This is a genomic window from Aeromonas sp. 1805 (assembly GCF_013085525.1).
Taxonomy (GTDB): Bacteria; Pseudomonadota; Gammaproteobacteria; order Enterobacterales; family Aeromonadaceae; genus Aeromonas; species Aeromonas hydrophila.
The window spans coordinates 3,483,437-3,507,345 of sequence record NZ_CP038515.1 but is presented as its reverse complement, the minus strand read 5'-3'; the positions used below and the strand labels follow the sequence as shown (position 1 = coordinate 3,507,345).

The window sequence follows — 23,909 nt, the reverse complement described above, 5'->3', positions numbered from 1 at the left end:
GCCTGGCTCATGATCTTGTAGTGGCTCTTACTCCCCGTCCAGGCCGCGGATCGGCTTGATGGACCCCCACTGGCGGCAGGAGGGACACTGCCAGAACAGGGAGTGGGTGGCAAAACCGCACTGCCGGCACTTGTGGGTGGATTTGATCTTGATCTGCTCGCCAACCAGCTGCTGCAAGAGCTCAAGGCTCTCCTTGGCAGGGCCCTCCTCTGCGCTCGCCAGCTGGAAACCCACCAGCTGATAGAAGCCCTTCATGGAGGGATGACGGCGCAATTGACGCAGCACCAGCGCACGGGCCTGACTCAGGCCATCGCGCTCTTCGACCAGCTTGGCCAGTGCCAGGGTCACACTGACGCCGGCATGATCCTCCACCGCCTGCTCCAGCAGGGGAATGAGATCGTGTGCACGACCAAGGCGCTGATAGCACTCATTGAGGGAGGGAATGGCTTCGGAGGCAAAGTCGATATCCTGCTCGAACACCCGCAAGAGATCCTTGCTGGCCTGCTCGTACTCCCCTGCTGCCATGGCCAGTTCCGCCAGACGCAGGCTGGCACGGGCACAGGCGGGGTTGACGCTGAGCGCCCGCTTGAGCTTGGCAAGCCCGGCGGGTTTGTCCCCTTCACGCAAGGCGCTCTCTGCCTGCTCGCAATAAAAATGGGAAATGGGTTCGGCAAGCTTCTTGCCCTGAAACTTCTGCAGCCGTACCGCCACGTCGATGGCCTTGTCCCAATCCCGCAGTTGCTGATGAATGATCAACAGCTGGGCCAGCGCCGTCTCTTCATAGTCGCTGTCATCGCACAGCTCGTTCCACAGCGCTTCGGCCCTGTCCAGCAGGCCGGCAGCAAGAAAGTCGCGCGCCAGCTCCTGCAACGCCAGCTGGCGCTGTTCCCGGGTCAGCTGGCGGGTCACCAGGTTCTGGTGGATCTTGATGGCACGGTCCACCTCGCCACGCTGGCGAAACAGGTTGCCGAGGGAGAGGTGGGTTTCGATGGTTTCGCTGTCCACTTCCAGCAGCTGGATAAAGAGATCCACCGCCTTGTCTGACTCATCGGACAACAAATAATTGAGGCCCGCCACGTACTGGCGGGAAAACTGGTTACTCTGTTTCTGGGTGTCCTGGCGAACACTCCTGCGCCCCATGTACCAGCCGTAGCCGGCAGCAATGGGCAACAGCAGGAAAAGCAGTTCAAGCATCGAGGGACATTATTCCTTGGCAGCCGACCGAGCCAGCTCCAACTCGCGGGATTGACGGCGCATGGTGCGATTGAGGGTGCGATTCTGCATCTTCAGACGCAGGAACAAGAGACCGAATACCAGCCAACCCAGCAGGAAGCCACCACCAAAAAAGAATCCCAGCAACATGGAGAGTGAAAACTCGCCCTGGGCAATCAGATAGTTGAACTGCACCAGCTGGCCATTTTGCGAACCGACGGCCAGAGTTAGAATAAACACCAGCACCAGTGGAATGAGGGCCAAGATACGCTTCATAGGAGCTCCCTGTCAGTATCTAATGAAAGGCTGATTATCCTTAAAATCACCGGCAGACTCTAGAGCGAATGGGAAAAGACTTGGAGAAACCGGACAATTGCCACAAGGCAAACCATAAAAACAAAAAAGGCATACCCAAGTATGCCATTTTCTGCATTATTCAGCGATGTTCACTCGCTCGCGTAACTCTTTGCCAGGTTTGAAATGGGGAACATATTTCCCGGTCAATTCAACCTTGTCCCCGGTTTTGGGGTTGCGGCCCACGCGGGGGGCACGATAGTGCAGTGAAAAACTTCCAAATCCACGGATTTCAATCCGGTCGCCGTTTTGCAAAGTCGATGCCATCTGCTCCAGGATCTCCTTGATGGCAGCTTCGACATCCTTGGCCGGCATATGCATGCGGCTGGCAGCCAATTGTTCGATGAGATCTGATTTGGTCATAACGTTAAATCTCCTTCCCCGATCACATGCAATATTCATTACGCCAATGATAAAAAAGGGCGGCGTGACACGCCGCCCTTTTCTTGCATCAAGGATTATTCACCCTTGGCGGCTTTGAACGCTTCAGCCATGGCATTGCTGAACACAACTTCTTCTTGTTGGTTCAGGCTGTCGATAGCAACACGCTCATCAGCCTCGTCCTTAGCGCGGACAGACAGGCTTACAGTGCGGTTCTTGCGATCAACGCCCATGAACTTGGCTTCAACTTCGTCACCAACAGACAGCACCAGAGTGGCGTCTTCTACGCGGTCACGAGCAGCGTCGGAGGCACGCAGGTAGCCTTCTACGCCGTCAGCCAGTTCGATCACGGCACCCTTGGCATCAACCTCGGTAACCTTACCCTTCACAATAGCACCTTTCTTGTTGTCAGACAGGTACTTATTGAACGGGTCTTCTTCGATCTGCTTGACGCCCAGGGAGATGCGCTCGCGCTCCGGGTCCACTTGCAGAACAACGGCTTCGATCTCGTCGCCCTTCTTGAATTCACGCACGGCTTCTTCGCCCTGGTTGTTCCAGGAGATGTCAGACAGGTGAACCAGGCCGTCGATGCCGCCATCCAGACCGATGAAGATACCGAAGTCGGTGATGGACTTGATCTTGCCGGAAACACGGTCGCCCTTGGCGTGAGTTTCGGCAAACAGCTGCCACGGGTTGGATTTGCACTGCTTCAGACCCAGGGAGATACGACGACGCTCTTCGTCGATGTCCAGAACCATCACGTCAACCACGTCGCCAACGTTAACAACCTTGGACGGGTGGATGTTCTTGTTGGTCCAATCCATCTCGGATACGTGTACCAGGCCTTCCACGCCTTCTTCGATTTCAACGAAGCAGCCGTAGTCGGTCAGGTTGGTCACGCGGCCAGACAGACGGGTGGTCTCCGGGTAACGCTTGGCGATAGCAACCCAGGGATCTTCGCCCAGCTGCTTCAGACCCAGGGATACACGGGTACGCTCGCGGTCGAACTTCAGAACCTTGACTGCGATCTCGTCGCCAACGTTGACGATTTCGGAAGGATGCTTAACGCGCTTCCACGCCATGTCGGTGATGTGCAGCAGGCCGTCAACACCGCCCAGATCTACGAATGCACCGTAGTCGGTCAGGTTCTTGACGATACCCTTAACTTCTTGACCTTCTTGCAGGTTAGCCAGCAGGCTTTCGCGCTCGGAGGTGTTCTCGGTCTCGATCACGGCACGACGGGAAACAACAACGTTGTTGCGCTTCTGGTCCAGCTTGATGACTTTGAACTCGAGTTCTTTGTTTTCCAGGTGAGCGGTGTCACGGATCGGACGCACGTCAACCAGAGAACCCGGCAGGAAGGCACGGATGCCGTTCAGTTCAACGGTGAAACCACCCTTGACCTTGCCGTTGATGATACCGATAACGGTAGCTTGCTCTTCGTAAGCTTTTTCAAGCTGCAGCCAGGCTTCGTGGCGCTTGGCTTTTTCGCGGGACAGCTTGGTTTCGCCGAAACCATCTTCGATAGAGTCCAGAGCCACGTCAACGGAGTCGCCTACGTTGATTTCCAGCTCGCCCATGGCGTTCTTGAATTCTTCAGCCGGGATAGCGGACTCGGATTTCAGACCGGCGTCAACCAGTACGAAACCATTTTCGATAGCAACGACAGTACCCTTGACGATGGAACCTTGACGGGTTTCAACGGCGTTCAGGGACTCTTCAAAGAGTTGAGCAAAAGATTCGATCATTGTTTATGTCACAAATGAAACATCCACTTGCAATCCGGCACAAGCGGGGTTGTTTTAAATTATCTGCGCCATCCATGGTGCAGACGACTGACATCAGTTTGTACTGACATCACCAAGTTGTTGCTCTGCATAGGCAAGTACCGTTACCAGCACTTCGTCTATGGACATGGCGGTTGAATCCACCACGAGAGCATCTTCTGCCGGTTTAAGGGGGGCAACGGCGCGATTTCTGTCACGATCGTCACGTTCCCGAATCTCGGTTAAAAGACGCTCAAAGTTAACATCAAAGCCCTTATCTTGCAACTGCTTATAGCGGCGAGCAGCCCGTTCTTCGGCGCTGGCGTCGAGGAAAATCTTCACCTCGGCTTCCGGGAAAACCACGGTGCCCATGTCACGACCGTCGGCGATGAGGCCAGGGGCTTGGCGGAATGCACGCTGACGACGCAGCAGGGCTTCACGTACCCGCGGGAAGGCGGCGATTTTACTAGCGGCATTGCCCACTTCCTCGGTACGGATGGTACGGGAGACATCCTCCCCTTCCAGCACGACTTTAACCTGTTCGGCATCGACCTGGAACTGCACGTCCAGATTGGCGGCCAGGGGAACCAGCGCGGCTTCAGCATCGAGCTCTACATCGTGATGCAGGGCGGCCAGGGCCAGCACCCGATAGATGGCGCCGGAATCGAGCAGGTGCCAACCCAGTTTTTCAGCCAGCAACTGACACAGGGTGCCCTTGCCTGCACCACTCGGGCCATCAATTGTCATCACGGGGGCCATCTGCGGCATAACGTCTCTCCTGCACACTTGTTGCACACATCCCGGGAGGGATGGGGTAATGGGCGCCGATTATACCCAAATGTGCCGAGCCTGGCAGTCGTCGTGGCACACATTTGCGCAAAACCAGTCGCAACTGTCCTCTTTGTGTACCACCTGGCAAACCATTAAGTTGTGCAAGGTTTTGTTCTTATGGTTGTTCCGCACAAGGCGCGCTAAACTGGCCGCCCTTTTTTAAGCAGCTGTAGTAAGGAGCAACCTATGAGCAGCGTTACCCTCGTGGCCAAATCCAAGTTGCCGACCCCCTGGGGCACTTTCACGCTGGTAGGCTTTCAGGAAACCGGCACCGGCAAGGATCACGCCGCACTGGTGATGGGCGATATCACGGGTGATGAGCCGGTGCTGGGCCGCATTCACTCCGAGTGCCTGACCGGCGATGCCCTGTTCAGTCTGCGTTGCGACTGCGGCTTCCAGCTGCAGGCTGCATTGGAAAACATCGCCAAGGCCGGCCGTGGCGTCTTGCTGTACGTGCGTCAGGAAGGGCGCGGCATCGGCCTGCTCAACAAGATCCGGGCCTATCATCTGCAGGATCAGGGCGCCGACACCGTCGAGGCCAACGTGGCACTCGGCTTTGCCGCCGACATGCGTGACTACACCATCTGCGCCGACATGCTCAAGCAGCTGGAGGTGAAATCCCTCAAGTTGATGACCAACAACCCGCGCAAGATGAAGGCGATGGAATCCTTCGGCATTCCGGTGGCGGAGCGGGTCCCCCTGCAGGAAGGGCGCAATCCCCACAACGAGTTCTACCTCTCGACCAAGGCCGACAAGCTGGATCACATGTTCAAGAAGTGATCCCGCCTCGCCGCTCATCGCCATGAAAAACGCCTCCCATCGGGAGGCGTTTTTTGTTGCTCCAGATCGCCGCAGCGCTAGCGGATGGGCAGCTCGATATCGGCAAACATGGCATCCACGTCATCGCTGGAGCGCAGCGCGATGGCACGCTCCACCACGTCCCGGGTTAGATGCGGGGCAAAGCGGGTCATGAAGTCATACATGTAGGTACGCAGGAAGGAGCCCTTGCGAAAGCCGATCTTGGTGGTGCTGTGGGCAAACAGATGGCTCGCATCCAGCGCCACCAGATCGGTATCGACCTGGGGATCCAGCGCCATGGTCGCCATCACGCCGATCCCCACCCCCAACCGGACATAGGTCTTGATCACGTCCGCATCGGTGGCGGTGAAGACGATGTTGGGCTCAAAACCGGCCCGATTGAAGGCGGTGTCGAGTTCGGAGCGGCCGGTAAAGCCGAACACATAGGTCACCAGCGGGAAGCGGGCGATGTCGGCGATGGAGAGCTTGCCGACCTGGGTCAGCGGGTGGCCCTTGGGCACGATCACGCTGCGGTTCCAGTGGTAGCAGGGCAACATGATGAGATCTTCGTACAGGTGCAGCGCCTCGGTGGCGATGGCAAAATCGGCCTGGCCCTTGACCACGGCTTCGCTGATCTGGGTCGGCGTGCCCTGGTGCATGTGCAGGGAGACTTTGGGAAAGCGCTTGATGAAGCCCTTGATCACGTCAGGCAGCGCATAACGGGCCTGGGTGTGGGTGGTCGCAATGTGGAGCGTGCCCTGCTCGGGGTGAGTGTGCTGACTCGCCACCGACTTGATGCTCTCCACCTTGCCCAGGATCTCGTTGGCAATCTTGATCACGTCCCGTCCAGCCGGGGTGATCTGAGTCAGATGTTTGCCGCTGCGCTCGAAAATCTGGATCCCCAGCTCATCTTCCAGCATGCGCACCTGTTTGCTGATCCCTGGCTGAGAGGTGTAGAGGCTCTCTGCCGTTGCCGACACGTTCAGTCTGTGGTTGGCAACCTCAACGATATAACGCAATTGTTGGAGTTTCATGATGTTAGGCTCTAAAGGCGACTTGAACTAATACTAACAAACTTTTGCCTGATAGCCCTTCCTTCTTGGCCATTTATGGCTGTGCCTGCGCCAGCAAAAAATCCCGCAAGGCGCGGTTGGCCATGGAGAGCGGATCCCCCCGCCGCCACGCCACGCAGAGATCGAGAAAGATCGGGGGGGCAAATGGGATCCCGGTCAGGGCAGGCTCTTCGTCTAGCGCCATCCGCAAGAAGGTAGTCACCGCAAAACCCTGCTTCACCACCGCCTTGAGCAGCGGGATGAGGTTGCTCTCAAAGGCGATGTCAGGCTCGCAGCCCAGCCCCTGGGCCAGCGCTTCCATGTGTTCGCGGTGATAGAAGCCGCGGCGAAACATCGCCAGCTCCTGGCTGAAGAACTCGCTCAGCGACACGCTCCGGGCCTGGCGCAGCGGATGCTCCTCCCCCACCACCATCAACATCTCTTCACGCAGCAGCTGGGCCCCTTCCAGCGCCGGCGGCAAATCACTGGTGATGAGGATAGCGAGATCCAGCGAGCCGTCCACCATGCGGCTCAACAGCTCGCGAGTGCCCGCCTCCTCCACCCGGATCTTGAGGCCGGGGTAGCGATGCTTGAAGGCCATCAGGATCGGCGGAAAGTAATAGGAGCCCATCATGTAGGGGATGCCGATGCGCACCTCTCCGCGCTCCAGCCCCTTGAGCTCGGCCATCTCGGCCTCGGCCTGATGCATCTGGCGCAGCAGGCGCTCGGCATGGCGGCAGAGCACCTCCCCTTCCGGGGTGAGCCGCACGTTGCGATCCTGACGGTCGAACAAGCGCAGCTCGAGCTGCTGCTCCAGCTTGGCGATGGCCATGCTGATGGCGGGCTGCGCCACGTGCAACCCGTTGGCCGCCTTGGTAAAGGAACCGGCATCCCGCACCGCCAGCAGGTAGGTGAGCTGTTTCAGGTCCATATCAATTCAATTTATCAGATGAATAACTTAAATATATTATATTTATGTTCTGGCGCGCACTAACCTGCAACAAAGCTGTCAGGACAATTGCATATGATCGAAGTCGGTAGTCGTGAATGGATCCGCGCCACCCTGGCCCTCAGCCTGGGCTCCTTCTTGGTGTTTCTCAATCTCTATCAAACCCACCCGCTGCTGCCGCTGCTGGCCGAGGTGTTCTCCGTCAGCTCGCTGTCGGCTGGCTGGACCCTGGCCAGCTGCACCGCTGGGCTCGCCGTCTCGCTGCTCGTCTGCGCCCGGTTGGCGGATCGCTTCGGCCGGCGCCGGATCATGCTGTGGAGTCTGGCCGGTGCCATCCTGCTCTCCCTGCTCATCAGCCTGGTCAGTCAGTTTGAACAGCTGCTGCTGCTGCGGATCCTGCAGGGGGTCCTGCTGGCGGGGCTGCCCGCCACTGCCATCGCCTACATGGGGGAAGAGTTCAGCAAGCGGGCCCTGCTCTCCGCCGTCGGGGTCTACATCGCCGCCAACTCGCTGGGGGGTATCGCCGGCCGGGTGGTCGGCGGCCTGCTGGCCGGCTGGTTTGGCGACTGGCAGCACACCTTTCTCGGCATCGGCCTCATCAGCCTGGCATTGCTGCCCCTGGTCATCTGGCTGCTGCCGGCCCAGACCCGTTTCGTGCCCGTCATCGCCAAGCCGGGCCAGTTTCGCCAGGCCATCGCCAGCCACCTCGGCAACCCGCTGCTGGTGGGGGCCTACCTCATCGGCGGCCTCAACTTCATGGTGTTTCTGAACCAATACAGCTACCTCACCTTCCTGCTGGCCAGCCCCCCCTTCTCCTTGCCGACCCAATGGCTCGGCATGCTGTTTCTGACCTATCTGTCGGGGACGGTGGCCTCCTCCCTCAGCGGCCGCTGTACCCATCGCTGGGGTGCACAACGCCTGCTGCTGGTCGGCATAGCCCTGATGGCACTCGGCAGCGCCCTGCTGCTATGCGGTTCACTCGGCGCCATCCTCTCAGGCCTGCTCATCTCGAGTTTCGGCTTTTTCCTTGCCCACGCCTGCGCCAGCGCCTGGGTCGGCCAGCACGTGGAGCACAACCGGGCGCTCGCCTCGTCGCTCTATCTGGTGGGGTACTATCTGGGGGCCAGTCTGGGGGGGCTCTATCTGCACCCCTTCTGGGAGCAGGGGGGACTCGGGGGATTGGTGCTCGGCATCGAGCTGGTACTGGTCATCACGGCAGGGTTGAGCCTCTGGCTCGGCCACTTGAAGGGGCGCCCCGCCCGCCCCCGCATCTGCCATCCCTGACGCTATCTCTGATATAAGACGAGGCCGGGCAAGCGGCCCCGTCTCATCAAGCCTGGTCGTAGTAGCCGGCAGGCACCGGCACCACGGTGCCGCTCACCAGCTCTTCTTCAATCACCTCGGCCAAGGTCCGCAGATGAAATTTGATCTGCCCAGAGGCCAGCATCACCGCCACGTCAGGATTGCGCTCATCATGCAGGTTGCCGGTTTTGAAGGGCACCTCGGGATGGGCCGCCAGCAAGGCGTCCAGCGAAGGCACCACCAGTTCGATATGTTCCAGCCCAGCCTGGTGGCTGCGACCCGGTTTGGGCGCCGCCAGCTCGATGCAGGGCACGATGCCGTGGGCGTGGAGCACCGGTTGATGCAGGCGGTAGGTGGCGATGGGCCGTCCGCCGATCATCCCCTCCACCAACAGGTCACCATGGCTTGCCAGCAGTGCCTTCAGGGCCTGGTACTCAGGCAAGGTGGCGGCCCGGTAGCAGAGGTGGTCGACCTCGATGGCGGCAGGATGGATGGCGAGGGCCTCCAGCTCGGTCAACAGCTGGCAAACAAATGGGGCCATCGGCCCCAGTGTGGTATCGAGTGAGTGCGACATAATCACCATTTTTTCTTGGGTTGGAACAGGACGTCCAGCTCGTCCGCCTCTTTGTCCTTGATGCTCTGCAGCTCTTTCTCGCTGTGCTCTTGCAGGTGGGCATCGAGTCCGGCCAGGCCCTGCCGCATGTCCTCTTCACGGGCCATCAGGTAGGGATCCTTTTCGGTGACGCTGGCCAGGGCCGAAAGTCCCTTGGTGTAGAGCTGACGGCAGGTGCCGAACTGCCCCTGGATCTGGGCATCCATGGCCCGCTTCACCAGGTTGGCGATGTTGATCTTGAGCTGCATCAGCTCGAGGCGGCGATCCTCCTGGGCAAAGCCCTGCGGATCTATCTTGCCCTTGTTGTGTTCAACCCGCAGCACGGCCCGCATCTTCTTGACCAACTGCAGCATCTGGATGGCCTGGCGATCCGACTCCGGGGTCTTGAAATGCCCCTCATCCTGGCTGCTGTAGTTCTCCTGCACGTTCTTGATCTGGGTCTGCACGTCGGCAATGCGCTGCTTGAGCTGGCCGCTCGGCATCACCAGGGCGATGGCGCGATAGGCATCGAGGATCCGGTGCTGCAACAGCAACACTATGTTCTTGGAGAAGGGCACCAGGTTGACGTTGAGCAGCATCTCTTCGGTTTCATCCACCACCGACTTGTGGCGGGCGATGGCGTGACGCTTGTCGGCCTCTGCCTTCTGCTTATATTGCTGCACCACGTTATAGGCGATGACCAGAAACAGGAGTGCGCCAATAGACAGCAATACCAAGGTTAAAATCATAGGAAGTCCAAACTCCTGTCCCAATCCAATTGCGTGATCCTACAACAGCTTACCTAGTTAAGGTAGTCCGCAGCACGGAGCTTGCCCCCGATTTGTTGTGTCCAGGCGGGCAGGAGCACAGGGGAAAGCCAGGATCACGCGGCGCTGGCGATACCGCCATTACCCCTTAGTATCGCCCATCGGGCCCATTACTTGAGGTTGAACCCCCTGGATCGCAGGAAATCCTGCATGAAGGGGCGCGCCTCCTTGCCCAGGATACCCCGTATCTGGCCGCTCCAGCTCTGCTGCTTGTTGTTGCTGCTGCGGGACTGGTAGTAAGCCTCGATCTGCTGGTCGTAGCCGGCAAGGAGACCGCGATCCAGTTCGGTCTGATAGCGGTTTTCATGCACCACCAGGGCCCGAGGCAGGCGGGGTTTCTGTTCGGGCGCCTGGGCAGGGTGGCCGAGGCAGAGGCCAAACAGCGGGATCACCTGATGCGGCAGCCCCACCGCCTCGCTCACGGCGGCCGGATTGTTGCGGATCCCGCCGATATAGACGCCGCCAAGTCCCATGGATTGGGCTGCCAGCAGGGCATTCTGAGCCATCAAGGCGCCGTCGATGGCGCCGATCAGCAGTTGCTCCACAAAGCCGGTCTGGGCATCCGGCACCACGTCGCAGTGGCGATGGTAATCGGCGCAAAAGAGCAGGAACTCGGCGGCCTGGGCCACGTAGGCCTGGTGCCCCGCCAGTTCGGCCAGGCGGCTGCGCAGCGCCTTGTCGGTCACCCGGATGATGCTGTTGGCCTGCAGGAAGCTGGAGCTGGAAGCGGCCTGGGCCGCGCTCAGGATCTGGTCGAGCTGAATGTCGGTGATGGGCTCGGCGGTGAATTGACGAATGGAGCGATGGGCGAGAATAAGGTCGAGAGTCGGGTTCATGTTGCCTCCAGAGACGAAGCCCACACTCTACCCAAAAACAGCGAGGGGCCCAAGGCCCCTCGCATTAACACCGCAGCAGAGTAATCCGCTAGCCTGCCAGCGGATAGCGGCCAGCCTTGCAGCTGACCATGAAACAGCTCTCTTCCACCTGCGCCACCGTCATCGGCTTGCTGAACAGGAACCCCTGAAACACGTGGCAGCCCTGGGTGCGCAGGGCGGCGAGCTCGTGCTCATCCTCCACCCCTTCAGCCATGATGCCAAGACCCAAGCTGGTGGCCATGGCGACGGTAGCGCGGATCACCGGCAGGTTGAGGCCCACCACGAAGGAGCGATCCAGCTTGATGGTGTCGATGGGCAGCCGGTTGAGATAGGCCAGCGACGAGTAGCCGGTACCGAAATCGTCGATGGCAATCTTGATCCCCTGCGCACTCAGAGCGTCGAGGATCTCGATGCACCCCTTCATGTCCAGCATCAATACCGTTTCGGTCAGCTCCAGCGTCAGCAGGCTGGCCGCCACCCCGAACTCCTTGAGCTGCTGGGCCACCAGTTCAGGCAGGGCGGAAGAGAGCTGGAAGCCGGAAAGATTGACCGACACCGGCACGTTTACCCGCCACTCCCGTTGCCAGTGGGCCATCTGGGCCAGCGCCGTCGACAGCACCCAGCTGCCTATCTCGCGGATCAGCCCCATCTCTTCCGCCAGCGGGATGAACTCCACCGGCGAGACGTGGCCCAGCACGGGATTGTGCCAGCGCAGCAGCGCCTCGTACCCAAGCAGCTTGCCCTGTGCCACATCCACCTGAGGCTGATAGCAGAGGCTCAGCTCCCCCCGCCCGATGGCCTTGGCCAGGAACTGCTTCAGGGTCAGCTTGCGATGCAGAGTCTGCTGCATGCTGGGGGTGAAGCGCTGCCAGCGCAGCCGGCCCATCTGCTTGGCCTGGTACATGGCCATGTCGGCGCGGGTGATAAGGTTGTCGCCGTCGTCCGCATCGTCCGGATAGATGGCGATGCCGATGCTGCCGCCGATGGTCACCTCGGGCACGCCGCTCAGCTGCAGCGGCTTGGTCATCTGGGAGAGCATGAGGTCGGCTACCTCCTGCGCCCGATCGCTCGAGTGGCTGAGCGGCACCAGGGCAGTGAATTCGTCGCCACCGAGCCGGGCCAGCTCCACATCGCGCGGACAGATCTGCTTGAGCCGACCGGCAACCCGCTCCAGCAGCCGATCACCGGCCTTGTGGCCGTAGTTGTCGTTGACCAGCTTGAAGTTGTCCAAGTCCATGAACACCAGCGCAAAACGCCCGCCCAGCCCGCAATAGGCCTCCAGCGATTTCATCAAGCCATAGCGGTTGAGCAGGCCGGTCAGCGAGTCGTGCCAGGCCAAGTGACGGTGTTCCAGCTCTTCCAGCTTGCGGTCGGTGATGTCGCGCATGGTGAGCAGGATCTGGGCCCCCTGCTGAATGTGGCGAAACTGGTACTGAAACCAGCGCATCCCCTTGAGGGTGCGGCACTCCCCCTCGGCCACCACTTCATCGAGGCGGGAGAGCTTCTGGTAGAAAGCCTCATCATTGCCGGAGAAGAGCTGGGAGAGGTAGCGGATCTGGTTGCCGAAACACATGTCGAAATGGTGGTTGCCGCTCTCCAGCTGGCCCTGATTGTCAAACAGACAGGCCAGGGTATCGCCGGTGGCGAGCGAGGACTCCTGATAGAGGGTATCGGCGTCGATCACCGCCTCGGTCATCATCATCAGCCGACCCGCCAGCTGGATGCCGGAGAGACGCAGGTAGATCTGCTTTTTCACGCCCTTGGGGGAAAGGGTCCACCACTCGCTGTAGCTGCGCCCCTGCTGGAAATCCCCGAGGTAACGCTGCAGCAGCAGATCGATGGCCTGTGCCATGTCGGCCGAGAAGTCGCGCGATTGCAGTTCGCCCAGCGAGCTTGCTTCCCACACGCTCAAGGCGGCGCGATTGGCCCAATAGATGTGGTGATGCCGGATGTCATAAACCCAGATTGGGGTATGCAGCACATCCATCCCGTTCAATAACCGTTCGTCTAGCGTATTCATCTAATATGGTGATTCATGATGTGTGATCACAGGGAAACCCAGCGACGGAGGACCCTCCCGGGCACCCGGTGCTGGTACAAAATCGGATCCAGCCCATAATGTGAAACAAGCATGCGCAAAGGGCTGACTTCATATGAAAACGCTACATGTGAAACCCATGGTCAGAAAAAACGGACTCACGTTGGTATTGTTGGGCATCATAGTAACCATTACTATGATTTTTATACTTTTTTTATTCGGTGAACAACCACTAATCCCCCTCGTCTCCGGCCTTCTGGCGGGTCTGATGATGATATTTATCGGCTCATTGAAGCTGATTGAACCCCATTTCAGTCTCTCGCTCTGTCACGATTGTCTGCAATATCACCATAAATACGGCGGTTGGATCCTGAAATGGAGAAATATTCAGCGAATAGACCAGCCGCGCATTCATCTGGGCTGGGATCTGGTCCCCCTGCCCTATATCGGTTTGAAAATAAAAGATTACGACGATTTTTTGACATTGATCACACCCAGATTGGCAGTACGCCTGCTGACCGAGCAACGCAGCGTCTTGCTACAGGCACTGCGCAGCGAACAACCGGCCTGCAGCGGCGGGGGTTGTGCCTGTGCCTTTCAGGGCGAGGGATTGCTGGAAGAGAGCCATTTTCGCTCTCCCTCCGGCCAGCGCTATGAGGGGGTGATCGCCATGCTGGCCAACCGCATGACCCGGCTGCGCGAGCTGCTCGGCTACGATCTGCTGGTGCCGGACAACAGCCTTGACCGGGATCCGGTCGAATTTGTCCGGCTGTTGCACCAGTACCAGCGGGAGTCGAATCTAATCCAGATCAATTAAACGCCGGATTGAGCTTGCCAAGGCGGGCGCCTCTTCTTAAGGTCACTGGCTTGTTACACCCAGAACACCGCTTATGAAGTACATCGAAGAGTTCTATCTGTTCGTCAAGGTGGTGCAAGAGGGAGGCTTCTCCCACGCGGCTGCCGCACTGGGCATGCCAACCGGCACTATCAGTCGACGTATTTCTCAGCTGGAAGAGCAGCTCGGCTGCTCCTTGCTACACAGATCCACCCGCAAACTCCGCCTCACCGACGAAGGGCTGCGCTACTACGAGCGCCTCTGTACCCCACTGGCTGCGATCGAGCAGGCCACCGGCGAGATCCAGGGCAAAGAGGCCGACATCAACGGGGTGATCCGTCTGGCGGCTCCCATCGCCCTCTCCAACACCATCCTGGTCGACATGCTGGCGGACTTTGGCCTGCACTACCCAGAAGTGCAGTTCGACATTACCCAGACCAATGACCACCAGCATCTGTTCGACAACGACCGGGATCTGGTGTTCTTCAACGGCGAGTTGCCGCAATCCTTGCCCAACGCACTCTGCCTTGGCCACATCGAATACGGTCTGTTTGCCTCCCCGCTCTATCTGGAGAAGATGGGCACACCGGCGCATCCCGCCCAGCTGGAAGAGCACGCGCTGATCTACTGCTGGCCACACCAGCACTGGCAGTTGACCGACCGGGACGAGCAGACGGTACAGATCAAGCGCACCGCCAAACTGACCGTCAACCAGACCCAGGCTGCCGTCCGGGCGGCCAGGCGCCACCTGGGGATCGTCAATGCCCCGCTCCACTACGTGCATCCCTTCCTGCAGGATGAGCAGTTGGTCCCGGTACTGCCCGACTGGAAAACCGGCAACCGGCCCTTCTATATGTTGCGCTGCCAGCCTCAGTTTGCCCCGCTGCGTGTTAAGATGTTCGCTGAATTTGTTGAAAAATATTCAGCGCGCTACCGGAATCGCCAATGGGACAATCAATTTTCACCGGCGACCAGCCTGTCCCATTGCATCTAACCGTTGGCGGGCCACACTTATAGCAATCCTCGTTGACCAGGCCAGCCTAACACTATGAATGTATTGATATGTGATGACTCAGGATTCGCCCGTAAACAGCTGGCCCGCGCCCTTCCCGCCGACTGGGATGTGACGCTGCATTACGCCGCCAACGGGCAGGAAGGGATAGAACAGGTGCTGATGGGTCATGGGGATCTGATTTTTCTCGACCTGACCATGCCGGAAATGGATGGCTACGGCGTGCTGGAGACCCTGCAGCGGGAGGGGCTGCGCAACAAGGTCTTCGTGGTCTCCGGCGATATCCAGCCGGAAGCCTATCAGCGAGTGATGGGGCTGGGAGCGCTGGATTTCATCAAGAAACCCGCCGCACCGGAAACCCTCAGCGCCCTGCTGAAACAGCACGATCTGTGGCAGGCCAAAGGTGCCGCCACTGCACATGACATCCGGCCCGCCGGCCAGAGTGTCAGTGATGTCGGCAGCCTGGATACCGGCATCAAGATCAGTCCCGAGGTACGCGACGTCTATCAGGAGCTCGCCAACGTCTCCATGGGCCAGGCCGCCGACCTGCTGGCCCGCCTGCTCAACGCCTTCGTGGTGCTGCCCATTCCCAACGTCAACGTGCTGGAAGTGTCCGAGCTGCACATGGCCCTCTCGGCCGCCGCCGACTCGGATACCCTCTCCGCCGTCTGCCAGGGCTTCATCGGCGCCGGTATCGCCGGCGAGGCGCTGATCCTGTTCCACGATTCCAGTTTCAAGGATCTGGCCCGGCTAATGAACCATCAGGGCGTGCTCGATCGCAACGCCGAGCTGGAGCTCTTGATGGATACCGCCAACGTGCTGATCGGCGCCTTTTTGCGCGGCTACGCCAGCCAGCTCGACACCCCCTTCAGTCAGGGCCATCCTGTGGTACTCGGCCAGCACAGGCCCATCAACGAGCTCATCAACACCAACAAGAGCCGCTGGCGCCGCACCCTGGCCATCGAGATCAACTACCGGGTCCAGGATTACGCGGTGCAGTGCGATCTGCTGCTGCTGTTTACCGAAGATTCCATCGCCACCATGAACAACAAAATCATGCACATGCTCTAGGAGTGACCATGGAAATCCGTGAATTTCATTGGCTGATGAACATAGTCCAGAACCTGGATGTGGGGCTGGTGGTGCTCGACAAGGAGTACAAGGTGCAGGTGTGGAACGGCTTCATGGAGAGCCACAGCGGCCGATTGGCCGGCGAGGTACGCGATGGCGTGTTGTTCGAACTCTTCCCCGATGTGGATCGGGCCTGGTTCGAGCGCAAGGCCAACATGGTGTTCAAGCTCAACAACCGCGCCTTCAGCACCTGGGAGCAGAAACCCTATCTGCTGCGTTTTTCCAACTACCGCCCGATCACCGGCTCAGCCCCCCACATGTTCCAGAACCTGACGCTGGTGCCGCTGGCCGATTTTGGCGGTCAGGTGACTCACATCGCGGTAATGATCTACGACGCCACCGACGAGGCCATGCTGATGAGCGGCCAGCGCCAGGCGTGACCCGCTTTTTTCTCAACAATCAAACAGGGCGCCTTGGCGCCCTGTTTGATTGAGTGAACCTTAACGTACGACAAGGTACTCGGTGAAGGCATCGATCACCTCGTCGATGTCGTCATCGGTGATCTGCAGGTGAGTCACCAGCCGCATCTCGCCGTAACCGGAGAAGAGGATCCCTCGTTCCTTCATGAACGCGAGCAGCGCCTCGCCGTCCCCTGTCACCAGCCGCAGAAATACCATGTTGGTCTGCACCAGCGCGAGATCCAGCTCGATGCCGGGCAATGCGGCCAACCCTTCGGCCAGCCGTCTGGCACGGCGGTGATCGTCCGCCAACCGGGCCACATGCTGATCAAGGGCAAACAGACCGGCCTGCGCCAGGATCCCCGCCTGGCGCATGCCACCACCCAGCATCTTGCGCAGCCGTCTGGCGCGGGCGATGAAGACGCGAGAGCCCACCAGCAGCGACCCTACCGGTGCTCCCAGCCCCTTGGAGAGGCAGATGGATATGCTGTCAAAGGGTGCGGCCAGCTCGCCTACCCCATGGCCGCTCGCCACGGCTGCGTTGAACAAACGGGCACCATCCAGATGCAGTTGCAACCCGCGTTCGTCGACGAACTTGCGCATCGTCTGCAGGTAGTGAAGGGGCAGCACCTTGCCGTTATGAGTGTTTTCCAGGCAGACCAGCCGGGTCTGCACAAAATGGGCATCATCAGGGGCGATCGCTGCGGCGACATCGGCCACTGCCAGCGAACCGTCGGCCTGCATGGGCACCGCCTGCAGCGCAACCGAGCCCAGCACGGCACTCCCCTGTGCCTCATAGCGATAGATGTGGGCAGCCTGACCGACGATGGCGCCCTCCCCCCGCTGACAGTGGCTCATCACCGCCAGCAGGTTGGACATGGTGCCCGAGGGGACAAACAGCGCGGCCTCCTTGCCAAGCAGCTCGGCCCCGCGGGCCTCCAGTGCGTTGACGCCGGGATCTTCCCCGTAGACATCATCCCCCACCTCGGCATGCAACATGCTCTGACGCATGGCATCCGTGGGCTGGGTGACCGTATCACTTCGTAAATCGATATAGCGCATGACATCCCTCCTGAAGCAGGAGGATGACGTTAGCCAGCAGGAGCTGGCTTGGCAAGCGGGCCGTTTCCGGAATGTGAAGCCGGTGACGGCTTACCAGGGCAGCGGCTGGCCCTGCAGGTCGAGGAAGCCGCCGGACTGGGCCGGCGACAACTGGTTGATGAGATCAAGCAGACGCGGCGCCACCAGCGCCGGATCCTGCAAGGTCTCGGCCGCCAGTTCATCGAGGAAAGGTTGATTCATGGGGGTGGCCATCAGCCCCGGATGCACGGTGACAACGCCGGCGGCGGGGAAGCGTTCTCGCCACTCGTGGGCCAGCGTTCTTGCCCCCATGTTGAGCGCCGCCTTGCTCATCCGGTAGCTGTAACGGCTGCCCGTCTCGTTGGCGCCAAGACTGCCGGCCAGATCGGAAAGAGAGCAGAGCCAGAGGCGGGCATCCGCCGTCATCCGGCGGCTCAGGCAGGCGGCCAGAGCCAGCTGCGGCCAGGCGTTGGCCAGCAGGCTGTCGCACAGCCATCTGGGGCTGACCTCCTCCACCCGCCGCTCCGGCATGAAGTTGATGTCGTGCAGCAGGCCGATGGTGTTGATCACCACGCTCGGCAACGGCGCCGTGTCATAGAGGGTGAACAGGGCATCGAAGGAGAGCGCATCCACCTCCTGCAACGGAAAATAGCAGACGGGATCCACGCCCTTGGGCAGCTGCCTGCCGGCCAGCACCAGCTCCTCGCCACGGGCGGATAGCTCATGTGCCAGCGCCGTGCCCAATCCGCCGCTGCCCAAGATCAGATAGCCCATCTCTCTCTCCCCGCTGTCCTCATCTGCTTTAGAGGGTATCAGAATAATCCCCGGCCGTTGCCCGGCCATTCCCATCCAGGCTCACGCCTCATGCAGGTGTTTGCCAAATTCGCGCGCCCGCGCCAGATCCAGAAATCCGTCAGCCTGCTTGTGACTGCGCAAGAACTGGTAATAGGCGAGCAGGGTAACCAGCTCGTCTTCTGCGGGCAGACGCTGCTGCGGCAACTGTTCCTGCAACAGGATGCCGGCGGCGCTCAGCGCTTCTCTGTCCACCACCTCCGCCTGCCGATAAAGGTAGCCGCAGCCGGTAGCGAGCCACTCCAGCGAGCAGTTGGCGGCCATGGCAATCTGGTTGGCCTTGCCAAGGCCGGGTTCGGCCCCTTTCAGATATTTACGGATCAGGGCTTCACTCAGCCCCACCTTGCGGGCAAAGGCACTGATGCTGCCCGTCCCGATCAGGCTGTGCAAGCGCTCGGCAAAACCGTCCATTTCCTTCCCCTTCAGAACCAAAGTTCGAATTAACAAAAGCCGCATTATTGCCTTGCCAGCCAGAAGAGACCAAGATGCTGGCAGCATTTTTTCCCTTATCCGCCAAGGAGCCACCATGCCCGTATCCCGCCTCTCCCTGCATCCACAGGGCCCGACCTTCTCTCGCCTCATCATGGGTTACTGGCGTCTGATGGAGTGGCAACTCTCCCCGCACGCCCTGCTGGATCTGATGAAGTACCACCTGGATCTGGGGGTCACCACCATCGATCATGCCGACATCTATGGTGGCTACCAGTGTGAAGAGGCCTTCGGCAACGCCCTGCGCCTTGAACCCTCTCTGCGCAGCCGGATGGAGATCGTCAGCAAGTGTGGCATCGCCCTCACCGCCAAACCGGAACACGCGCTGAATCACTACAACACCGGCAAGGCTCACATCATCGCCAGTGCCGAGGCCTCCTTGCAAAAGCTCGCCACCGACCATCTGGATCTGCTGCTGATCCACCGCCCGGACCCCCTGATGGATGCCGACGAGGTAGCCGATGCCTTCATTACCCTCAAGCAGGCGGGCAAGATCAAGCATGCCGGGGTCTCCAACTTCACTCCTCGCCAGTTCGAGCTGCTGCAGTCGCGCCTACCCTTCCCGCTGGTGACCAATCAGCTGGAGATCTCGCCGCTCAACCAGAGCACCACCCTGGACGGTACCCTGGACCAATGCCAGCAACTGCGCATCAAGCCGATGGCCTGGTCCTGCCTCGGTGGCGGGCGCCTGTTCCAGGCCCCCGAATATGCCCCGTTGCGCGCCGAGCTCGAGCAGATCCGCCAGGAAGTGGGTGCCGAGCAGATCGAACAGGTGGTCTACGCCTGGGTCATGATGCTGCCAAGCCAGCCGCTGCCGCTGATAGGCTCCGGCAAGCGGGAGCGGATCGCCGCCGCCGTGACCGCTGAATCCATCGTCCTCAATCGCCAGCAGTGGTTCCGCATCCGCAAGGCGGCGCTCGGTTACGACGTACCCTGATTCATCCGGCAAACGCCAGAAACAAAAACGGCATGGGGAAACCCATGCCGTTTTGCGTTATCGAGGCAGCTCAGCGATGACGCTGGGGGCGACCACGTGGTGCATCTGTCTTCGGCTTGGCCTGGTTGACTGTGATGGTACGGCCACCGATTTCGGTGCCATGCAAACCGGCGATGGCCTTTTCAGCCTCGCCATTGACAGGCATTTCAATGAAGCCAAACCCCTTGGACTGACCGGTATCGCGATCGATGATGATATCGACCTTGTCTACCTGCCCAAATTGGCTGAACACGGTTGTCAGTTCGTCGGCCGTCATCCGGTACGACAGATTACCTACGTAAATCTTCATGCCATCCACTCTCGATTCAAGGTGCCTTCTCTATCCAATCACCAACACAAAGGTAAGGGCACAACCCCCATGCCGGACCTGCCAGGGCATCATGCCTGGGCACTCCCCCGTATGGTTCACTCAAGTCATTGATCTCTTGGGTGAACAGAACGGGCAAGATCAATTCGAATCACTGGCAGTATCTGAGCTTTGGGGAGGATTGTCGAGAAAATAGTCAGCTCATATGGGGAGCAGGGCATCCAGCAGCCCCTGTAGCGTGCGTCGACCATGCCAGGCGCGCTTAAAGCCAAAGCGATAGATGCCGGGCGCCACGACATGGGTACCTTCCCGACTCAACCCCATCAGCCCGGTGGCGGCCGCCAGCTGCTCATCGTTTAGCGCCAGATCCAGACTGAAGGCCAGCCACTGACCATCGTGGCCCACCTTGCGATCCCGCTCGACCCCGATCAGTACCGATCTTGGCAGGGCCTGTGCCCGATCACTGCTGCCATTGAGCAGGTAAAGGTGCGTCTCGTCCCAGGCCAGCTCCGCCAGCCGCCAGCGCTGCCAGCTGCGAGGCAGTATCATCATCAGCAGCACTATGCCGCCAAACACCAACCCCACCCAGGGCAGCAAGCCCATTTGCGGATAACCCAGACTGACGGCGGCCAGCACGGTGACCAGGCTCGCCAGCAACAGCACAACCATCACCGGATAGAAACGGCGAGCAGGGGGCATCAGCCAGACCAGTCCCTCTTTGTTCACCAGCTCACTGACCTTCATTCTCTTCTCCTCTTGCCTGTGCGTTTACACGCCCTGGATGTGCCAATTTTGTCGCGCATTGTGCGCGAGCCCGACACCGGGATGCAACCGGGCTCGCTCATCGGGTGACGGCCTCACCGGACTCTTGGTATCATTCTCTTCATCTGAGCCCATTCGCATGCTTGTCGGGAGTCTCATGCTTGCCACCACCCTGCTCTTCATGGCCAGTGCCTTTCTTGCCGAACCTCATCCCCACCAGGCCGAAGCGATTGGCGGCTACTCCGCCGGCTGCCTCAAAAATGGAGTAGCGCTGCCGCTGACCGGCCCCGGCTATCAGGTGATCCGCACCAAGCGACTGCGCTACTACGGCCACCCCGAGCTCATCGCCTACCTGACCACCCTGGCCAACCAGACCCGCATGGCCGGCATGCCGGACCTCTATATCGCCGATCTCGCCATGGCCCACGGTGGCCCCTTCACCTCCGGTCACCGCAGCCACCAGACCGGTCTCGACGCCGACATCTGGTTTCGCATGGCCAACCAGCCCATCTCAACATGGGAGCAGGATGCCCCCAAGGAGTGGGCCCTGATCGATGAGCCCAGCTACCGGGTGCTGCCCGGGCGCTTCGGCCCCCAGCAGCTAAACCTGCTGCGCCTGGCGGCCAGCAAGCCCGAGGTCGCCCGCATCTTCATCAACCCGGTGCTCAAGGCCGAGGTATGCAAACGGGCGCCCGATGAACCCTGGGTCGCCAAGCTGCGCCCCTGGGTCGGCCACTTCAGCCACTTTCATGTACGTCTGCGCTGCCCGGCCGGCAGCCCGGATTGCCAGCCTCAGGCGCCGATCCCGCCCGGCAACGGCTGCGGCGCCGAACTGGCCTCTTGGCTCAAAGACAAGCCGCAACTGCCCAAGATTTCGATGGCTTACCATAAACCCAGACTGCCCGCCCGTTGTGGCGGTTGACCACAAGCTGGTATGGTGAGCCGTTATCTGCAAAAAATGTCAATGGAGAACAACAAGATGGCCACTTCACTCTGGCAGAGGGCAACCCAGTCCCTGTTGGTTATGACCCTGCTGCTGGGCCTGACCGGTTGCGGCATGAACAATATTCCGACCCTGGATGAGCAGGTCAAGGCGAGCTGGGGCCAGGTCGAGAACCAGTATCAGCGCCGTGCCGATCTGGTCCCCAATCTGGTGGCCACCGTCAAGGGCTACGCCAGCCACGAGCAAGAGACCCTCAAGGCAGTGACCGATGCCAGAGCCCGGGTGGGCAGCCTGCAGGTCAGCGATCCCGCCCAGCTCAAGGAGTTTGAAGCGGCCCAGAACCAGCTCTCCGGCGCCCTCTCCCGGCTGATGGTGGTGGTCGAGCGCTATCCGGAGCTCAAAGCGGATCAGCAGTTCCTCACCCTGCAGGCCCAGCTGGAAGGCACCGAAAACCGTATCTCGGTGGCCCGGCGCGACTACATAGAAGCGGTACGCCAGTTCAATACCGAGATCCGCACCTTCCCCGGCGTCATCTGGTCCAAGCTGCTCTACTCGGATCTGGAGGCCAAACCCACGTTCAGCGCCAAGCCCGGTGCCGATGAGGCGCCCAAGGTCAGCTTCCAATGAAGCGCGTGATCCGTGCCCTCTTGTCCTGCCTGCTGTTGTGGACGGCGGTGGTGTCCGCCGCCCCCACCTTCCCCGCCTTAAGCGGGAGAGTGGTAGACGAAGCCAACCTGATGTCCCGCAAGCAGGCCCACCAGCTCACCCAGCAGCTGGCGGCATTCGAGAAGCGCAGCGGCATCCAGCTGGTGGTGGTCTCCATCGACACGCTGGCGGGCGACACCATCGAGGAGTACGGCTATCAGCTCGGCCGTCACTGGGGCATCGGCCAGAAGGGCAAGGACAACGGGGTGCTGCTGCTGATCGCCCAGGATGAGCGCAAGGTGCGCATCGAGGTGGGCTACGGGCTGGAAGGTGCCCTGCCCGATGCCATCGCCGCCAACATCATCCAGACCCGGATCCTGCCCGCGTTCAAACGCGGCGACATGGTGGCCGGGGTGGTCGCCGGCAGCCAGGCGATCATGCAGGCGCTGGCGGGTGAGTACAAACCGGTGGACAACGCCAGCAAGGATAAGCTGGGCGGGCCCTGGCTGTTCATCCTGATGGTCATAGTGATGATCGTGCTGCACAACCTGCGTGGCGGTGGTGGCGGCGGCAGGGGTGGCCGACGCCGCGCCGCTTACCTCGCCGGTGGCTTCGGTGCCGGTCGCTCCGGTGGCGGCTTTGGTGGTGGCGGCGGTTTCAGCGGAGGGGGCGGCAGTTTCGGCGGCGGCGGTGCCTCCGGTGGTTGGTAACAGGGATTAAGAGACGACACATGATTTCGAAACAGTTCTTTCACACGCTGCAGGCCAGGGTCAAACAGGCGGAGCAGGCAACCGATGCCGAGCTGGTGACCGTACTGGCCCCCGCCAGCGACGGCTATCGCTACATCCCCACCCTGTGGGCGGCGCTGCTGGCCATGCTCACCCCGCTGCTGGTATTCGAGCTCGGTTTCTGGCTCGGCTGGTACGAGATCCTGCTGGTGCAGTGGTCGGTCTGGCTGGTGCTGAGCATCCTGTTCCACTGGACCCCCATCAAGATGTACCTGATCCCCAAACAGGTTCGCCAGCACAGGGCCGCCCTGATGGCACGCCTGCAGTTCGTCGAACAGGGGTTGCATCGTACCCAGGATAGGCTGGGAGTGCTGATCTTCGTCTCGGTGGCCGAGCACTACGTGGAGATCCTGGTAGATGACGGCATCGCCCAGCACATCGACAACGGCCAGTGGCAGGAGATCATCGATGACTTCACCCGCCGGGTGCGCAACAAGGAGGTGGAGCAGGGTTTCCTCGAGTGCATTGAGCGGACCAGCGCCATTCTGACCGACGCCTTCCCCGCCACCCGCGACCAGAACGAGCTGCCGGACAGCCTGATTATCCTCCCCAAGCCCTGAGCGGGTTTAAAAAACCGGCATTCTGTTCAAGGGATAGGCGTTCGATAAAGATTATGAAAAATAAGGGGAAAAGTGGTTGACCCAGGCAGCCCTTTCCCCTAAATTACGCCCCGTTCCAGCGCAACGGCGCTGT

At 60.3% G+C, this 23,909-nt stretch carries 27 protein-coding genes; 11 read left to right on the top strand and 16 right to left on the bottom strand.

Translation table 11 applies throughout. The features are described from left to right. Positions 1 to 27: 27 nt before the first annotated feature. The 5 genes from lapB to cmk all read right to left on the bottom strand — a co-directional run bounded on the left by lapB (position 28) and on the right by cmk (position 4,481). Positions 28 to 1,194, bottom strand: a complete 1,167-nt coding sequence (gene lapB / locus E5E96_RS16500; protein ID WP_016350438.1) for a lipopolysaccharide assembly protein LapB — start codon at positions 1,192 to 1,194, stop codon at positions 28 to 30. A gap of 9 nt (positions 1,195 to 1,203) precedes the next feature. After that, positions 1,204 to 1,488: a LapA family protein gene (locus tag E5E96_RS16495; protein ID WP_011705692.1), complete on the bottom strand. Its 285-nt coding sequence runs from the start codon at positions 1,486 to 1,488 to the stop codon at positions 1,204 to 1,206. Between the two features lie 156 nt (positions 1,489 to 1,644). Then, positions 1,645 to 1,929, bottom strand: coding sequence for an integration host factor subunit beta (gene ihfB, locus E5E96_RS16490; RefSeq protein WP_011705691.1), 285 nt, complete (start codon positions 1,927 to 1,929; stop codon positions 1,645 to 1,647). A 95-nt stretch (positions 1,930 to 2,024) separates the two neighbouring features. After that, complete coding sequence (gene rpsA / locus E5E96_RS16485; protein WP_011705690.1) at positions 2,025 to 3,695, bottom strand: 30S ribosomal protein S1; 1,671 nt, start codon at positions 3,693 to 3,695, stop codon at positions 2,025 to 2,027. A 93-nt stretch (positions 3,696 to 3,788) separates the two neighbouring features. After that, positions 3,789 to 4,481: a (d)CMP kinase gene (cmk, locus tag E5E96_RS16480; RefSeq protein WP_011705689.1), complete on the bottom strand. Its 693-nt coding sequence runs from the start codon at positions 4,479 to 4,481 to the stop codon at positions 3,789 to 3,791. 249 nt (positions 4,482 to 4,730) lie between these two features. Here cmk and ribA point away from each other — a divergent pair, with 249 nt between their 5' ends. Next, positions 4,731 to 5,324 (top strand): GTP cyclohydrolase II, encoded by a 594-nt coding sequence (ribA, locus tag E5E96_RS16475; protein ID WP_171282620.1) that lies wholly within the window; start codon positions 4,731 to 4,733, stop codon positions 5,322 to 5,324. A gap of 77 nt (positions 5,325 to 5,401) precedes the next feature. Here ribA and cysB read toward each other — a convergent pair whose 3' ends face one another. Together cysB and E5E96_RS16465 are read right to left on the bottom strand one after the other, a co-directional pair. After that, the gene (gene cysB, locus E5E96_RS16470; RefSeq protein WP_010634254.1) at positions 5,402 to 6,376 is read right to left on the bottom strand and encodes an HTH-type transcriptional regulator CysB; all 975 of its coding nucleotides are present in this window, start codon (positions 6,374 to 6,376) and stop codon (positions 5,402 to 5,404) included. Between the two features lie 73 nt (positions 6,377 to 6,449). After that, complete coding sequence (locus tag E5E96_RS16465; RefSeq protein WP_010634255.1) at positions 6,450 to 7,325, bottom strand: LysR family transcriptional regulator; 876 nt, start codon at positions 7,323 to 7,325, stop codon at positions 6,450 to 6,452. Positions 7,326 to 7,418: 93 nt separating this feature from the next. Between E5E96_RS16465 and E5E96_RS16460 the strand changes: the two genes are divergently transcribed. Beyond that, on the top strand, positions 7,419 to 8,627 hold the full coding sequence (locus tag E5E96_RS16460) for an MFS transporter (protein ID WP_171282619.1): 1,209 nt from the start codon (positions 7,419 to 7,421) through the stop codon (positions 8,625 to 8,627). Positions 8,628 to 8,673: 46 nt separating this feature from the next. Here the strand turns inward: E5E96_RS16460 and E5E96_RS16455 are convergent, their stop codons facing one another. The 4 genes from E5E96_RS16455 to E5E96_RS16440 all read right to left on the bottom strand — a co-directional run bounded on the left by E5E96_RS16455 (position 8,674) and on the right by E5E96_RS16440 (position 12,926). Further along, positions 8,674 to 9,228 carry a VOC family protein gene (locus E5E96_RS16455; RefSeq protein WP_171282618.1) on the bottom strand — a complete coding sequence of 185 codons (555 nt, stop codon included), beginning with the start codon at positions 9,226 to 9,228 and terminating at the stop codon, positions 8,674 to 8,676. After that, positions 9,222 to 9,986 carry a DNA repair ATPase gene (locus tag E5E96_RS16450; RefSeq protein WP_017410188.1) on the bottom strand — a complete coding sequence of 255 codons (765 nt, stop codon included), beginning with the start codon at positions 9,984 to 9,986 and terminating at the stop codon, positions 9,222 to 9,224. Before E5E96_RS16450 ends, E5E96_RS16455 begins: the two co-directional genes overlap by 7 nt. A gap of 188 nt (positions 9,987 to 10,174) precedes the next feature. Beyond that, on the bottom strand, positions 10,175 to 10,900 hold the full coding sequence (nfsA, locus tag E5E96_RS16445; protein ID WP_171282617.1) for an oxygen-insensitive NADPH nitroreductase: 726 nt from the start codon (positions 10,898 to 10,900) through the stop codon (positions 10,175 to 10,177). 88 nt (positions 10,901 to 10,988) lie between these two features. After that, positions 10,989 to 12,926, bottom strand: a complete 1,938-nt coding sequence (locus E5E96_RS16440; RefSeq protein ID WP_044799806.1) for a bifunctional diguanylate cyclase/phosphodiesterase — start codon at positions 12,924 to 12,926, stop codon at positions 10,989 to 10,991. Positions 12,927 to 13,092: 166 nt separating this feature from the next. On the opposite strand from E5E96_RS16440, the gene E5E96_RS16435 reads away from it, so the two are divergent. The 4 genes from E5E96_RS16435 (at position 13,093) to E5E96_RS16420 (ending at position 16,335) form a co-directional block, all read left to right on the top strand. After that, entirely contained in the window at positions 13,093 to 13,794 is a 702-nt protein-coding gene (locus tag E5E96_RS16435; RefSeq protein WP_139389108.1) for a DUF2982 domain-containing protein, read from the top strand. Positions 13,795 to 13,867: 73 nt separating this feature from the next. Then, the gene (locus tag E5E96_RS16430) at positions 13,868 to 14,806 is read left to right on the top strand and encodes a LysR family transcriptional regulator (RefSeq protein ID WP_011705681.1); all 939 of its coding nucleotides are present in this window, start codon (positions 13,868 to 13,870) and stop codon (positions 14,804 to 14,806) included. Between the two features lie 54 nt (positions 14,807 to 14,860). After that, positions 14,861 to 15,895 carry a response regulator gene (locus E5E96_RS16425; RefSeq protein WP_171282616.1) on the top strand — a complete coding sequence of 345 codons (1,035 nt, stop codon included), beginning with the start codon at positions 14,861 to 14,863 and terminating at the stop codon, positions 15,893 to 15,895. A gap of 8 nt (positions 15,896 to 15,903) precedes the next feature. Continuing rightward, complete coding sequence (locus E5E96_RS16420; protein ID WP_005346525.1) at positions 15,904 to 16,335, top strand: PAS domain-containing protein; 432 nt, start codon at positions 15,904 to 15,906, stop codon at positions 16,333 to 16,335. Between the two features lie 60 nt (positions 16,336 to 16,395). Here E5E96_RS16420 and ltaE read toward each other — a convergent pair whose 3' ends face one another. From ltaE to E5E96_RS16405, 3 genes are all read right to left on the bottom strand, one after another. Then, entirely contained in the window at positions 16,396 to 17,415 is a 1,020-nt protein-coding gene (gene ltaE / locus E5E96_RS16415) for a low-specificity L-threonine aldolase (RefSeq protein WP_171282615.1), read from the bottom strand. Between the two features lie 90 nt (positions 17,416 to 17,505). Continuing rightward, positions 17,506 to 18,207: a short-chain dehydrogenase gene (locus E5E96_RS16410; RefSeq protein ID WP_171282614.1), complete on the bottom strand. Its 702-nt coding sequence runs from the start codon at positions 18,205 to 18,207 to the stop codon at positions 17,506 to 17,508. 81 nt (positions 18,208 to 18,288) lie between these two features. Next, complete coding sequence (locus tag E5E96_RS16405; protein ID WP_171282613.1) at positions 18,289 to 18,696, bottom strand: helix-turn-helix transcriptional regulator; 408 nt, start codon at positions 18,694 to 18,696, stop codon at positions 18,289 to 18,291. Between the two features lie 115 nt (positions 18,697 to 18,811). On the opposite strand from E5E96_RS16405, the gene E5E96_RS16400 reads away from it, so the two are divergent. Next, complete coding sequence (locus tag E5E96_RS16400; protein ID WP_166464416.1) at positions 18,812 to 19,711, top strand: aldo/keto reductase family oxidoreductase; 900 nt, start codon at positions 18,812 to 18,814, stop codon at positions 19,709 to 19,711. Between the two features lie 70 nt (positions 19,712 to 19,781). Here the strand turns inward: E5E96_RS16400 and E5E96_RS16395 are convergent, their stop codons facing one another. Together E5E96_RS16395 and E5E96_RS16390 are read right to left on the bottom strand one after the other, a co-directional pair. Continuing rightward, complete coding sequence (locus E5E96_RS16395; RefSeq protein ID WP_026080382.1) at positions 19,782 to 20,060, bottom strand: RNA-binding protein; 279 nt, start codon at positions 20,058 to 20,060, stop codon at positions 19,782 to 19,784. A gap of 219 nt (positions 20,061 to 20,279) precedes the next feature. After that, on the bottom strand, positions 20,280 to 20,822 hold the full coding sequence (locus E5E96_RS16390) for a hypothetical protein (protein ID WP_171282612.1): 543 nt from the start codon (positions 20,820 to 20,822) through the stop codon (positions 20,280 to 20,282). A 175-nt stretch (positions 20,823 to 20,997) separates the two neighbouring features. Here E5E96_RS16390 and mepA point away from each other — a divergent pair, with 175 nt between their 5' ends. Genes mepA through E5E96_RS16370 form a run of 4 tightly spaced genes read left to right on the top strand, consistent with a single transcriptional unit; the run spans position 20,998 to position 23,776 of the window. Further along, positions 20,998 to 21,762 (top strand): penicillin-insensitive murein endopeptidase, encoded by a 765-nt coding sequence (gene mepA, locus E5E96_RS16385; RefSeq protein WP_171282611.1) that lies wholly within the window; start codon positions 20,998 to 21,000, stop codon positions 21,760 to 21,762. Positions 21,763 to 21,804: 42 nt separating this feature from the next. After that, positions 21,805 to 22,410 (top strand): LemA family protein, encoded by a 606-nt coding sequence (locus tag E5E96_RS16380; protein WP_016350422.1) that lies wholly within the window; start codon positions 21,805 to 21,807, stop codon positions 22,408 to 22,410. Then, entirely contained in the window at positions 22,407 to 23,138 is a 732-nt protein-coding gene (locus E5E96_RS16375) for a YgcG family protein (protein ID WP_118881432.1), read from the top strand. Before E5E96_RS16380 ends, E5E96_RS16375 begins: the two co-directional genes overlap by 4 nt. Positions 23,139 to 23,158: 20 nt before the next feature. Further along, the gene (locus tag E5E96_RS16370) at positions 23,159 to 23,776 is read left to right on the top strand and encodes a TPM domain-containing protein (RefSeq protein WP_011705669.1); all 618 of its coding nucleotides are present in this window, start codon (positions 23,159 to 23,161) and stop codon (positions 23,774 to 23,776) included. Positions 23,777 to 23,909 lie beyond the last annotated feature (133 nt).

What these genes read in the sequence shown, in the direction of transcription:
- E5E96_RS16400 (WP_166464416.1), top strand. Translation starts at nt 18,812, where the DNA reads ATGCCCGTATCCCGCCTCTCCCTGCATCCACAGGGCCCGACCTTCTCT.
- E5E96_RS16495 (WP_011705692.1), bottom strand. Translation starts at nt 1,488, where the DNA reads ATGAAGCGTATCTTGGCCCTCATTCCACTGGTGCTGGTGTTTATTCTA.
- E5E96_RS16465 (WP_010634255.1), bottom strand. Translation starts at nt 7,325, where the DNA reads ATGGACCTGAAACAGCTCACCTACCTGCTGGCGGTGCGGGATGCCGGT.
- E5E96_RS16410 (WP_171282614.1), bottom strand. Translation starts at nt 18,207, where the DNA reads ATGGGCTATCTGATCTTGGGCAGCGGCGGATTGGGCACGGCGCTGGCA.
- E5E96_RS16450 (WP_017410188.1), bottom strand. Translation starts at nt 9,986, where the DNA reads ATGATTTTAACCTTGGTATTGCTGTCTATTGGCGCACTCCTGTTTCTG.
- E5E96_RS16440 (WP_044799806.1), bottom strand. Translation starts at nt 12,926, where the DNA reads ATGGATGTGCTGCATACCCCAATCTGGGTTTATGACATCCGGCATCAC.
- ribA (WP_171282620.1), top strand. Translation starts at nt 4,731, where the DNA reads ATGAGCAGCGTTACCCTCGTGGCCAAATCCAAGTTGCCGACCCCCTGG.
- E5E96_RS16380 (WP_016350422.1), top strand. Translation starts at nt 21,805, where the DNA reads ATGGAGAACAACAAGATGGCCACTTCACTCTGGCAGAGGGCAACCCAG.
- mepA (WP_171282611.1), top strand. Translation starts at nt 20,998, where the DNA reads ATGCTTGCCACCACCCTGCTCTTCATGGCCAGTGCCTTTCTTGCCGAA.
- cysB (WP_010634254.1), bottom strand. Translation starts at nt 6,376, where the DNA reads ATGAAACTCCAACAATTGCGTTATATCGTTGAGGTTGCCAACCACAGA.
- E5E96_RS16460 (WP_171282619.1), top strand. Translation starts at nt 7,419, where the DNA reads ATGATCGAAGTCGGTAGTCGTGAATGGATCCGCGCCACCCTGGCCCTC.
- cmk (WP_011705689.1), bottom strand. Translation starts at nt 4,481, where the DNA reads ATGCCGCAGATGGCCCCCGTGATGACAATTGATGGCCCGAGTGGTGCA.
- nfsA (WP_171282617.1), bottom strand. Translation starts at nt 10,900, where the DNA reads ATGAACCCGACTCTCGACCTTATTCTCGCCCATCGCTCCATTCGTCAA.
- E5E96_RS16430 (WP_011705681.1), top strand. Translation starts at nt 13,868, where the DNA reads ATGAAGTACATCGAAGAGTTCTATCTGTTCGTCAAGGTGGTGCAAGAG.
- E5E96_RS16425 (WP_171282616.1), top strand. Translation starts at nt 14,861, where the DNA reads ATGAATGTATTGATATGTGATGACTCAGGATTCGCCCGTAAACAGCTG.
- E5E96_RS16375 (WP_118881432.1), top strand. Translation starts at nt 22,407, where the DNA reads ATGAAGCGCGTGATCCGTGCCCTCTTGTCCTGCCTGCTGTTGTGGACG.
- lapB (WP_016350438.1), bottom strand. Translation starts at nt 1,194, where the DNA reads ATGCTTGAACTGCTTTTCCTGCTGTTGCCCATTGCTGCCGGCTACGGC.
- E5E96_RS16370 (WP_011705669.1), top strand. Translation starts at nt 23,159, where the DNA reads ATGATTTCGAAACAGTTCTTTCACACGCTGCAGGCCAGGGTCAAACAG.
- E5E96_RS16390 (WP_171282612.1), bottom strand. Translation starts at nt 20,822, where the DNA reads ATGAAGGTCAGTGAGCTGGTGAACAAAGAGGGACTGGTCTGGCTGATG.
- ltaE (WP_171282615.1), bottom strand. Translation starts at nt 17,415, where the DNA reads ATGCGCTATATCGATTTACGAAGTGATACGGTCACCCAGCCCACGGAT.
- E5E96_RS16420 (WP_005346525.1), top strand. Translation starts at nt 15,904, where the DNA reads ATGGAAATCCGTGAATTTCATTGGCTGATGAACATAGTCCAGAACCTG.
- E5E96_RS16435 (WP_139389108.1), top strand. Translation starts at nt 13,093, where the DNA reads ATGAAAACGCTACATGTGAAACCCATGGTCAGAAAAAACGGACTCACG.
- E5E96_RS16405 (WP_171282613.1), bottom strand. Translation starts at nt 18,696, where the DNA reads ATGGACGGTTTTGCCGAGCGCTTGCACAGCCTGATCGGGACGGGCAGC.
- E5E96_RS16395 (WP_026080382.1), bottom strand. Translation starts at nt 20,060, where the DNA reads ATGAAGATTTACGTAGGTAATCTGTCGTACCGGATGACGGCCGACGAA.
- E5E96_RS16455 (WP_171282618.1), bottom strand. Translation starts at nt 9,228, where the DNA reads ATGGTGATTATGTCGCACTCACTCGATACCACACTGGGGCCGATGGCC.
- ihfB (WP_011705691.1), bottom strand. Translation starts at nt 1,929, where the DNA reads ATGACCAAATCAGATCTCATCGAACAATTGGCTGCCAGCCGCATGCAT.
- rpsA (WP_011705690.1), bottom strand. Translation starts at nt 3,695, where the DNA reads ATGATCGAATCTTTTGCTCAACTCTTTGAAGAGTCCCTGAACGCCGTT.